At 74.6% G+C, this 11,056-nt stretch carries 7 protein-coding genes; 4 read left to right on the top strand and 3 right to left on the bottom strand.

Annotated elements, in window-relative coordinates; genetic code table 11:
• The 3 genes from ACSNOH_RS29390 to ACSNOH_RS29380 form a co-directional block, all read right to left on the bottom strand.
• Positions 1–2,079: ATP-dependent helicase (locus tag ACSNOH_RS29390; RefSeq protein ID WP_436724480.1), on the bottom strand; the 2,079-nt coding region annotated here is incomplete at its 3' end.
• Between the two features lie 68 nt (positions 2,080–2,147).
• Entirely contained in the window at positions 2,148–5,456 is a 3,309-nt protein-coding gene (locus ACSNOH_RS29385) for an ATP-dependent helicase (protein WP_436724479.1), read from the bottom strand.
• 179 nt (positions 5,457–5,635) lie between these two features.
• On the bottom strand, positions 5,636–6,004 hold the full coding sequence (locus ACSNOH_RS29380; RefSeq protein WP_436724481.1) for an MGMT family protein: 369 nt from the start codon (positions 6,002–6,004) through the stop codon (positions 5,636–5,638).
• Between the two features lie 152 nt (positions 6,005–6,156).
• On the opposite strand from ACSNOH_RS29380, the gene ACSNOH_RS29375 reads away from it, so the two are divergent.
• From ACSNOH_RS29375 to ACSNOH_RS29360, 4 genes are all read left to right on the top strand, one after another.
• Positions 6,157–8,841, top strand: a complete 2,685-nt coding sequence (locus ACSNOH_RS29375) for a lysylphosphatidylglycerol synthase transmembrane domain-containing protein (protein WP_436724478.1) — start codon at positions 6,157–6,159, stop codon at positions 8,839–8,841.
• A gap of 163 nt (positions 8,842–9,004) precedes the next feature.
• Positions 9,005–9,397, top strand: a complete 393-nt coding sequence (locus ACSNOH_RS29370; protein ID WP_436724477.1) for a TOBE domain-containing protein — start codon at positions 9,005–9,007, stop codon at positions 9,395–9,397.
• A 13-nt stretch (positions 9,398–9,410) separates the two neighbouring features.
• Positions 9,411–10,166 carry a molybdate ABC transporter substrate-binding protein gene (gene modA / locus ACSNOH_RS29365; RefSeq protein ID WP_436724476.1) on the top strand — a complete coding sequence of 252 codons (756 nt, stop codon included), beginning with the start codon at positions 9,411–9,413 and terminating at the stop codon, positions 10,164–10,166.
• A partial coding sequence (locus ACSNOH_RS29360) for an ABC transporter permease (protein ID WP_436724475.1) occupies positions 10,163–11,056 on the top strand: 894 nt, incomplete at its 3' end. The genes modA and ACSNOH_RS29360, both read left to right, overlap by 4 nt.

Below are 11,056 nucleotides of genomic sequence, written 5' to 3'. Positions count from 1 at the left end.
GGCCTGGGCCGTCCAGGAGTCGCGGGGCTGCTCGCTGGGGAAGGTCCGCTCGACGAGGCCGGGGACGGCGACGACGTCCCACTCCAGGCCCTTGGACTTGTGGGCCGTGAGGACCTTGACGGTGTCCTCCCCTCCGGGGAGGGAGCTGTCGAGCCCCTTCTCGTACTGCGCGGCGGTGCGCAGGAAGCCGAGGAAGGACAGCACGGTGGTCTCGCCGTCGAGGGCGGCGAACCCGGCGGCGATGTCCAGGAAGTGCGAGAGGGTCTCGCGGCGCCGGGCGGCCAGGGCGTGCGGCGAGGCGGACAGCTCGACCTCCAGGCCGGTGACGGCGAGGACGCGGTGGAGGACGTCCATGAGGGGGTCGGACAGGGAGCGGCGCAGGTCGCGCAGTTCGGCGGCGAGGCGGGCGAAGCGGACGCGGGCCTCGGCGGAGAAGGGCAGGTCGTCCTGGGGGGCGCCGGGGCCGTCGGCCGCGAGGAAGGTGTCGAGCGCGTCGGCGAGGGAGACCGTCTCGGCCGGGTCGGTGCCCTCGACGGCCTCGGCGAGGCGCCGCTCGGGGTCCTCGCCGGCGCTGCCGTAGGGCACGAGGGTGCGGGCGCGGCGGCCGAGGAGGGCGAGGTCGCGGGCGCCGATGCGCCAGCGGGGGCCGATCAGCAGCCGGACGAGGGAGGCGTTGGCCGTGGGGTCCTGGAGGACCTCGCAGACGGCGACGAGGTCGGCGATCTCCGGCAGGTGCAGCAGGCCGGACAGGCCGACGACCTCGACGGGGAGGTCGCGCTGCACGAGCGCGCCCTGGATGCGGGCGAAGTCCGCGGCGGTGCGGCACAGGACGGCGATGTCGCCGGGGCGGGTGCCGGTGCGCACGAGGTGGGCGAGGGAGTCGGCGAGCCAGTCGAGCTCCTCGGCGTGCGTGGGCAGCAGGGCGCAGCGCACCACGCCGTCGCGCTCGGCGCCGGGGGCGGGGCGGAGGGCCTCCACGCCTTCGTGGCGCTCGCGCAGCTCGGCGGCGAGGCCGTTGGCGAGGTCGAGGAGGCGGCCGCCGCTGCGGCGGTTCTCGCTGAGGGCGAAGCGCTGTGCGGGGCGGCCGTCGGCGTACGGGAAGTGCTCGGGGAAGTCGTCGAGGTTGGCGACGGAGGCGCCGCGCCAGCCGTAGATGGCCTGGCAGGGGTCGCCGACGGCGGTGACGGCGTGGCCGGTGCCGCCGCCGAAGAGGCCGGAGAGCAGGAGGCGCTGGGCGACGGAGGTGTCCTGGTACTCGTCGAGGAGGACGACGGCGAACTGCTCGCGCAGGATCCGGCCGACTTCCGGGCGGGTGCGGGCGAGCTCCGCGGAGAGGGCGATCTGGTCGCCGAAGTCGAGGAGGTCGCGCTTGCGCTTCTCCTCGCGGTAGGCGGCGACGAGCTCCAGCAGTTCGAGCCGGGCGCGGGCGGTCTCGGGGACCTTGCGCAGGTCGGCGTTGGTGAGCCGGGCGCCCTCCAGGGCGGCCAGCAGCTCGCGGTCGTGGCGGCGGAGGTCGCCGGTGGGCACGAGGTGCTCGGAGAGCTCGCCGTCGAGGGCCAGGAGGTCGGCGACGAGGTCGCCGAAGGAGCGGGTGAGGGCGGGGTAGGGGCCCGGCGAGGTGCGCAGGACGCGGGCGGCGAGCTGGAAGCGGGTGGCGTCGGCGAGGAGGCGGGCGCCGGGCTCCAGGCCGATGCGCAGGCCGTGCTCCTTCAGCAGGCGCCCGGCGAAGGCGTGGTAGGTGGAGATCTGCGGTTCGCCCGGGGCCCGGTCGGGGTCGGCGGCGGCCGGGAGCCCGGGGTCGGTGACGCCGGCGGCGACGAGCGCCTTGCGGACGCGCTCGGACAGCTCGCCCGCGGCCTTGTTGGTGAACGTCAGGCCGAGGACCTGCTCGGGGGCGACCTGCCCGGTGCCGACCAGCCAGACCACGCGCGCGGCCATCACCGTGGTCTTGCCGGAGCCGGCTCCGGCGACGATGACCTGCGGGGCGGGCGGCGCGGTGATGCAGGCCGTCTGCTCCGGCGTGAAGGGGATGCCGAGGAGCTCCTTGAGCTGCTCGGGGTCGGTCAGGCGCGGGGTCACGGCACACCACGCTAGCCGCCGCCACTGACACCCCCGTATCGCCGCAGGTCAGCGCCGCTTCCCGGGGGCTACTCGACGACCTGCCGGCCTTCGGGGCGGGCCGTGCAGGAGGCCCGGAAGGAGCAGTGCGAGCAGTGCTGGCCGGGACGGGGCGCGAACCGCTCGTCCAGGACGCGGCCCGCGGCCTCGGCCAGCAGCCCGCCGATCCACTCGCCCTCGCCCAGCGGCTCCTGGGCCTGCACCTTCGGCAGGGCGTCGCCGCCGTCCTTCTTGGCCGCGCCCTGGCGCAGCTGGACGAGCTCGGCGCCGCCGGGCCGCGGCCGGGCGCCGCCGAAGGCGTCGTCGACGGCGCCGTGCTCGACGGCGAGCTGGTAGACGGCGAGCTGGGGGTGGCGCTCGACCTCCTTGGCGGCGACGGCGCCCTTGCCGGTCTTGAAGTCGACGACGTAGGCGCGGCCGTGCTCGTCCGCCTCGACGCGGTCCATGGAGCCGCGGATGCGGACGAGGTAGTCGTCGGCCTTCAGCGTGACGTCGAAGGGGTGCTCGGTCGCGACGGGGGTCCGGCCGCCGCGCTGCATCACGTGCCAGCGCAGGAAGCGCTCCAGGGCCGCGCGGGCGTTCTCCTTCTCCTGCGCGGACTTCCAGGGGGCGTCGAAGGCGAGCGCGTCCCACACGGAGTCGAGCCGCTCCATGAGCACGGCGAGGTCGGCGGGGGTACGGCCGGAGGCGACCTCGTCGGCGAGGACGTGGACGACGTTGCCGAAGCCCTGGGCGGCCGTGGCGGGCGCGTCGGCCTTGACCTCCCGGCCCAGGTACCACTGCAGGGAGCAGGTGCCCAGCTGGCCGAGGGCCGAGCCGGACAGGGCGACGGGGCGGGTACGGTCGCGCAGCGGCACCTCGCTGTGCGTGGGCTCGTGCAGGCCCCACCAGCGGTACGGGTGGGCCGCCGGGACGAGCGGCTGGCCCTCGTCGTCGCGCAGGGCGGCGAGCTCGGCGAGCCGCTGCGCGGCGGCGGCGCGCAGGGCGTCGGAGGCGGCGGGGTCGACGGTGGTGGCGCGCAGCTCCGCCACGAGCGCGGCGACGGCCAGGGGGCGCCGGGGGCGCTGGGTGACGTCGACGGGCTCGGTGCCCAGCTCGGTCAGGAACCGGGAGGGCTGGTCGCCGTCCTCGGCCGCCGCCTTGACCGCGGTGACGACGAGGCGCTCGCGCGCGCGCGTGGCCGCCACGTAGAACAGGCGGCGCTCCTCGGCGAGGAGCGCGCCCGGGCTGAGCGGCTCGGCGAGGCCGTCGCGGCCGATCCGGTCGGCCTCCAGGAGCGAGCCGCGGCGCCTGAGGTCGGGCCACAGGCCCTCCTGGACGCCGGCGACGACCACGAGGTGCCATTCGAGGCCCTTGGAGCGGTGGGCGGTCATCAGGCGCACGGCGTCCGGGCGGACGGCTCTGCGGGTGAGGGTGTCGGCCGCGATGTCCTGCGCTTCGAGTTCGTCGAGGAAGTTCAGGGCGCCGCGGCCGCCGGTGCGCTCCTCGGCGCGGGCGGCGGTCTCGAAGAGGGCGCAGACGGCGTCCAGGTCGCGGTCGGCGTTGCGGCCCGCGGCGCCGCCGCGGTGGGCGGTGCGCTCCAGGCGGGCGGGCCAGGGGGTGCCGTCCCAGAGGGCCCACAGGGCCTCTTCGGCGGTGCCGCCGGCCGCGAGGATCTCGCGCGCGCCGCGCAGGAGCGCGCCGAGGCGCTGGGCGCCGCGGGCGTAGGCGGGGTCGTGGACGGCCAGCCGCTCGGGCCGGGCCAGGGCTTCGGCGATGAGGGTGTCGGAGGGGCGGGGCACGGCTTCGCCGGCGGCGCGCTCCTCGTCCCGCAGGGCGCGGCCGAGCCGGCGGAGGTCGGCGGCGTCCATGCCGCCGAGGGGGGAGGTGAGGAGGGTGAGGGCGGTCTCGGGGTCGATGGCAGCGGAGCCGGGGGCGTCCGCGGCAGCGGCGGACGCCACGTCCTCGGCCACCACTCTCAGCGCCGTCAGCAGCGGCGCCACCGCCGGCTCCTGGCGCAGGGGGATGTCGTCGCCGTCGACCTCCACGGGGACGCCCGCCGACGACAGGGCGCGCCGCAGGGACGGTATGGAGCGGGATCCGGCGCGGACGAGGACGGCCATCTCGTGCCAGGGGACGCCGTCCTCCAGGTGCGCGCGGCGCAGGATGTCGGCGATGTTGTCGGTCTCGGCGCCCGCGGTCGGGTACGTGTACGCCTCGACGCTGCCGCCCTCCCGCACCGCGGCGAGGTCGCGGTGCGCGCGGACGGCGTCCGCGGGGAGGCGGGTGAGGGGCATCCGGCGGGTGAGCAGCCGGGTGGCGTCGAGCAGTCCGGCGGCGGAGCGGCGCGAGGTGGTGAGGACCGCGACGGGCGCGGGCGAGCCGTCCCGGCGCGGGAAGGCGTGCGGGAAGCCGAGGATGCCGTTGATGTCGGCGCCCCGGAAGGCGTAGATCGACTGGTCGGGGTCGCCGAAGGCGACGAGGGTGCGGCCGCCGCCCGCGAGGGCCTGCAGGAGCCGCACCTGGGAGGCGTCGGTGTCCTGGTACTCGTCGACGAAGACGGCGTCGTAGCGGCCGGCGAGCTCGGCGGCCGCCTCCGGCCGGCCGGCGAGGAGGACCGCGCGGTGGACGAGTTCGGCGTAGTCGAGCACGCCGCGCATGTCGAGCAGGTCCAGGTACTCGGCGAGGAAGTCCGCGGCGGCCGCCCAGTCGGGCCGCCCGGTGCGGGCGGCGAAGTCGCCGAGGGCGCCGGGGCCGAGCCCGAGCTCGCGGCTGCGGGCGAGGACGGCGCGCACCTCGTCGGCGAAGCCGCGGGTGGTCAGGCAGGCGCGCAGCTCGTCGGGCCAGTGCACGCGGGCGCGGCCGGCGCGCTCCAGGGCGGCCTGGCCGGCCAGCAGCTCGCGCACGACGGTGTCCTGCTCGGGGCCGGACAGCAGCCGCAGCGGGTCGGCGAACAGGTCGGCGTCCTGGTGGGCGCGGACCAGGGCGTAGCAGTACGAGTGGAAGGTCGTGGCCCGGGGCGCGCCGGCTCCGGCGCCGAGCCGGGCGGCCGTCCGGTCGCGGAGCTCGACGGCGGCCTTGCGGCTGAAGGTGAGGACGAGGATCCGCTCCGGCGGGGTGCCCCGGCGCACCCGCTCCGCGACGGCCTCGACCAGCGTGGTGGTCTTCCCCGTGCCGGGCCCCGCGAGGACGAGCAGGGGGCCGCCCGTGTGCTCAACCACGGCGCGCTGGCGCGCGTCCAGCTCAGGAAGGGCCGTGGGGCCCGGCCGGGTGCGCACGAGGCGGTAGGCGCCCGGAGAGGGCTGCCGTGCCTGCGGGCGCTGCGGCCGGGTCGAGCCGGAAGGCGGGGAGGAGCTCACGTGGATTGCCGGTCCTGGTGGGGTTGCGGACAGTCGTGCGGCCGTGCGGGCCGGGAGGCCGGGGAGTGACGGCGGTTGCCGACGCTACGCCAGGCGGCGCCCGGGACGCAGCGCGTCCCGGGAGTCGGCGCACGGCTTCCACGGTCTCACCCGTTCGGGTGAGACCGGTCCCGGAACCGTCAGGTGTGCGGAGTCACACGCTCCGGATCGCGGCCGTCCCAGCGGGCGCGGGCCATCGCGATCCGGGGGACGTGCCCCTCGGCGGCGCGCCCGGCCTCGCGCAGCGGCGTGCCCTCCTCGCGGTAGTGGGCGAGGGCGCGCAGCTCGCTGCCGGGCAGCAGGACGCCGTCCGCGCGGACGACCCGCCACCAGGGCACGGCGCCGCCGTAGAGCGCCATGACGCGCCCGACCTGCCGCGGCCCTCCTTCACCCAGCCACTCGGCGACGTCCCCGTAGGTCATCACCCGGCCGGGTGGGATCCGCTCGGCGACCTCCAGCACGCGCTCCGCGTACTCGGGGAGCTCCTCGTCCACGCTCATCCGGTCCATGGTGCCGTACGCCACCGACAGGCCCACCCCCCGGTCACTCACAGTGCGCGTCCGCTCGACAGGGCGTACGATCCGGAGTCCGCGCCCCCGAATTGCACCCTGATGCCCCCTCGCCCGGCGGGGCCGTGCCACCATCTTCCGGGCGGTGACAGGTGATACGAGACCAAGAAGAAGAGAAGGACCGGCAGCAGGGCGCGGAGCCTCCTGAAGAGGACCGCGCTCGCCGAGCGCTGCCCGCTTCCGGCGAGCCCGGCTACGACTGCGCGGGCGAGGCGCACATCGACCGGGTCTCCGGCGACGAGCCCCTGCTGCCCGCGCGCGTGCACCGCCCGGCGGACCTGGTGCGGCTCTTCCTGGGCATCGTCGGCATCGCCCTCGTCCTGGCCCTCGCGGCCTTCGCCCACGGCACCACGACGGGCCTCGAACAGGACATCAAGGACAGCACGGGGCGCGCCCCGCTGCTGCTGGCGAGCTTCGCGGGCCTCGCGGCCAACATCGCCATCTTCATCGTCCCCGTGGCCTTCGCCGTCGAGCGGCTGATCAAACGGGACGGGCTGCGCATCGCCGACGGTGTGCTGGCCGCCGTGCTCGCGCACGGCGTGTCCCTGGCCACCGACCTGTGGGTCGCCCGGTCGGCCCCCGGCTCGATCCGCGACGCCCTCACCCAGCAGGCCCCCACCGGCGGCCTCACCGACCCCGTGCACGGATACCTGGCGCCGGTCATCGCCTACATGACGGCCGTGGGCATGTCCCGGCGCCCCCGCTGGCGCGTGGCCATGTGGGCCGTCCTCCTCCTGGACGCCTTCGCCGTCCTGGTCAACGGCTACACGACGCCGTTCTCGATCGTCACCACCGTGCTGATCGGCTGGACCGTCGCCTACGGCACGCTCTACGCCGTCGGCTCCCCCAACGTCCGCCCCACGGGCCGTCACCTGCTGACGGGCCTGCGCCGCGTCGGCTTCAAGCCGGTCACCGCGCTGCGCACCGAAGACGGCGCCGACGACACCGAGCCGCACGAGCGCGGCCGCCGCTACATCGTCACGCTGGAGGACGACCCGCCCCTGGACGTCACGGTCGTCGACCGCGAACAACAGGCGCAGGGATTCTTCTACCGCGTCTGGCAGCGGCTGGCCCTGCGGGGCATCATCCAGCGCCGCAGCCTGCTGTCCCTGCGCCAGGCCCTGGAGCAGGAGGCGCTGCTCGCCTACGCGGCCATCGCGGCCGGCGCCAACGCCCCCAAGCTGATCGCCACCTCCGAGCTGGGCCCGGACGCCGTGATGCTCGTCTACGAGCACATCGGCGGCCGCCCCCTCGGCCAGGTGCCCACCGAGGAGATCACCGACGAGCTCATGGCGGGCGCGTGGCGCCAGGTGCAGGCCCTGCAGTCGCGCCGCATCGCGCACCGCAGGCTCGACGGCGACGCCCTGCTGGTGGATCGTTCCGGCAATGTGGTCCTGACCGACCTGCGCGGCGGCGAGATCGCGGCCGGCGACCTCGTCCTGCGCATGGACGTCGCCCAGCTCCTGGTCACGCTCGGCCTGCGGGTCGGCGCCGAGCGCGCCGTGGCCACGGGCGTGGCGGTCCTCGGCCCCGACGCCATCGCCGACAGCCTCCCGCTCCTGCAGCCCATCGCCCTCACCCGCATCAGCCGCGCGACCCTGCGCCAGCTCGCCCGCGAGCGCGCTCAGCGCGAGCGCGAGAAGGTCCTGGAGGCGGCGGCCGCCGCCAAGGAGACGAAGACGACCGCGGCGGACGAGGTCAGCGACCGCAAGACCCTGAAGGCCGAGCGGCAGGCCGAGAAGCGGGCCATCGACGAGGCGTTGGAGGAGGCCCGCGAGGAGGACCTGCTGGCCCAGATCCGCCGCCAGGTCCTGCTGATCCGCCCACAGGCCCCGATAGAGCCCGTCCGCCTGGAGCGCATCAAGCCGCGCACCCTCATCAGCTTCGTCGCGGGCGCCTTCGCCGCGTACTTCCTGCTGTCGCAGCTCACGCACGTGCAGTTCGGCGACCTCGTCGACAAGGCGAACTGGGCGTGGGTGGCGGTCGCGGTGGCCTTCCAGGCGCTCACCTACGTCGCCGCGGCGATGAGCCTGCTGGGCTTCGTGCCCGAGAAGGTGCGCTTCGGCCGCACGGTGCTGGCCCAGGTGGCCGGCTCGTTCGTCAAGCTCGTGGCGCCCGCGGCGGTCGGCGGCGTGGCCCTGAACACCCGCTTCCTGCAGCGCTCGGGCGTCCGCCCGGGCCTGGCGGTGGCGAGCGTGGGCGCGTCGCAGCTGTTCGGCCTGGCCTGCCACATCCTGCTGCTGCTGTCCTTCGGCTACGTCACCGGCACGGAGCGCAGCTCGTCCCTCGGCCCCTCCCGTACGGTCATCGGCGGCCTCCTGACGGCGGCCGTGCTCGTGCTCGTCGTGGCGGCGATCCCGGTCCTCCGGAAGTTCGTCTCGACGCGCCTGCGCTCCCTGTTCGCGGGCGTCGTCCCGCGCATGCTCGACGTGATGCAGCGCCCGCAGAAGCTGGTGTCGGGCATCGGCGGCATGCTGCTGCTGACGGCGGCGAACGTCATGTGCCTGGACGCGGCGATCCGCGCGTTCGGCGGCGAGCTGAGCTACGCGAGCATCGCGGTGGTCTTCCTCACCGCGAACGCGCTGGGCTCGGCAGCGCCCACGCCCGGCGGCGTCGGCGCGGTGGAGCTCGCCCTCACGGCGGCGCTGACGGTGGCGGGCCTGCCGGCGGAGCAGGGCACACCGGCCGTGCTGCTCTTCCGCCTGATGACGCTGTGGCTCCCGGTGCTGCCGGGCTGGCTGTCGTTCACGCACCTGACGCGCAAGGGAGCGATCTGAGCCGGGGCTCCGCCCCGGCTCAGGAATCCCGGCGCCCGTGAGCACCGGGGCGGCGGCGCCGCTCGGCGGGAGATCCCGCCGAAGGACACCCATGCGGCACCCGCCAGCCCCACTCCCAAAGACACCTTGCACATACAAGCTGAATCCCCTTAGCGTGCCGCATATGCGTTCCTACACCATCGGCCGGGCGGCGAAACTGCTCGGGGTCAGCGCCGACACCGTCCGGCGATGGGCCGACGCGGGCCGGATCCCGACGCGCCGCGACGAGGCGGGCAAGCGGCACATCGACGGGGCCGACCTGGCCGCGTTCTCGGTGTCGCTGGCGGCGGAGGCGGCCGACGGCGAGGACGGGTACACCAGCGCACGCAACGCCTTCCCCGGCATCATCACCGCGGTCAAGCTCGGCGACGTGGCGGCCCAGGTCGAGATCCAGGCCGGTCCGCACCGGCTGGTCTCCCTCCTGACGCGCGAGGCCGTCGAGGAACTGAACCTGACCGTAGGAATGGAAGCGGTGGCCCGCGTGAAGGCAACCAACGTGCACATCGACCGCACCTGACCACGGAGAACAGATGCACACCCGCCGCACCCTCCTGGCAGCCGCACTCCTCGTCCCCCTCCTCGCAGCCTGCGGCGGCGAGGACAAGACGGACGCCAAGCAGCCGACCACGCTGACCGTCCTGGCGGCAGCGTCTCTGACGGACGTCTTCAAACAAGCGGGGGCGGCGTACGAGAAGGAGCACCCGGGCACCAAGGTGACGTTCTCCTTCGCGGGCTCCCAGGAACTGGCGGCGCAGGTGCGCCAGGGAGCACCTGCGGACGCGCTGGTGACGGCGGACACGAAGACGATGAACGACCTCGGCAAGGAAACGAACGCCCCCACGGTCATCGCGAAGAACCGCCTGACCATCGCCACGGCCAAGGACAACCCCAAGCACATCACGTCCCTGAAGGACCTCTCCCGCGACGACCTCAAGGTCGTCCTGGCAGCGCCGGAGGTCCCCGTGGGCCGCTACAGCAGGAAGGTCCTGGACCAGCAGCAGCTCACGGTCAAGCCGGTCTCGCAGGAGCCGAGCGTGCGGGCGGTGCTGAGCAAGGTGAGCCTGGGCGAGGCGGACGCGGGGATCGTCTACGCAACAGACGCGACGACCGCCAAGGGCAAGATCTCCACCACAGCGATCCCCGACGCCCAGAACGCGGTGGCGTCGTACCCCGCAGCAACCCTCAAGACGTCCCAGCACGCTGCCCAGGCAACAGACTTCGTGAAGTGGCTGAGCAGCACGGAGGCCCAGAAGCTGCTCCGCGAGGCGGGCTTCCAGCAGCCGTGAGGAAGACGCCCCTGACGCTGGCGCTGCCCGCAACGGCGGCAGTGGCGTTCCTGTTCCTGCCCCTGGCGGGCATCCTGGCGCGCACGCCGTGGAGCACGCTGCCGGCGCGCCTCACTTCTCGCCAGGCGACAGAAGCACTGGGCCTGTCACTCCTGGTGTCAGCGTGGGCCTTGGCGATCTCCCTCCTCCTCGGAGTCCCCCTGGCCTGGCTCCTGGCCCGCAAGGACTTCCCCGGAAAATCACTCATCCGCTGCCTGGTGATGCTGCCGATGGTGCTCCCGCCCACAGTGGCGGGCGTGGCTCTCCTCCAGGGCTACGGCCGCAGGGGCATCCTGGGCCCGCCCCTGGAGTCACTAGGCATAACACTCCCGTTCTCCACCACAGGCGCCGTCATCGCGTCGACCTTCGTGGCGATGCCGTTTTTGGTGATCAGCCTGGAAGGAGCATTGGCGGGCCTGCACCCCCGCTACGAGGAAACAGCGACGTCCCTGGGGGCGAGCCCGCTCCGCGTCTTCCGCACGATCACGCTCCCCATGGTGGCGCCGGGCCTGATGGCGGGAGCGGCCCTCACCTGGGCCCGCGCGCTGGGCGAGTTCGGCGCGACGATCACCTTCGCGGGCAACCTCCCGGGAAAGACCCAGACCCTCCCCCTCCGGGTCTACCTGCTCCTCCAGGAGGACCCGGAAGGAGCGACAGCGGTATCACTACTCCTCCTCCTGATCGCCACCGCCGTCCTCCTGACCCTCAGGGGCCACTGGCTGCAGACGCGTACGGCCGGGCGGGGACGGGGTGGCCGGGGCCCGGCAAGGGGCGTAAAGCGTGATTTGCGGGAAGGCGCCGGGCTCGCGCTACGACGCACGGGGGCCGTAAATCATGCAGCCCCGGAGGGC

The sequence above is a fragment of the Streptomyces sp. URMC 127 genome (assembly GCF_051386535.1).
Taxonomy (GTDB): domain Bacteria; phylum Actinomycetota; class Actinomycetes; order Streptomycetales; family Streptomycetaceae; genus Streptomyces.
This window is presented reverse-complemented; position numbering and strand designations above follow the sequence as displayed.

Bases quoted from the DNA above. Each gene is read 5' to 3' on its own strand.
- ACSNOH_RS29380 (WP_436724481.1), bottom strand. From the start codon at position 6,004: ATGGACCGGATGAGCGTGGACGAGGAGCTCCCCGAGTACGCGGAGCGC.
- ACSNOH_RS29370 (WP_436724477.1), top strand. From the start codon at position 9,005: ATGCGTTCCTACACCATCGGCCGGGCGGCGAAACTGCTCGGGGTCAGC.
- modA (WP_436724476.1), top strand. From the start codon at position 9,411: ATGCACACCCGCCGCACCCTCCTGGCAGCCGCACTCCTCGTCCCCCTC.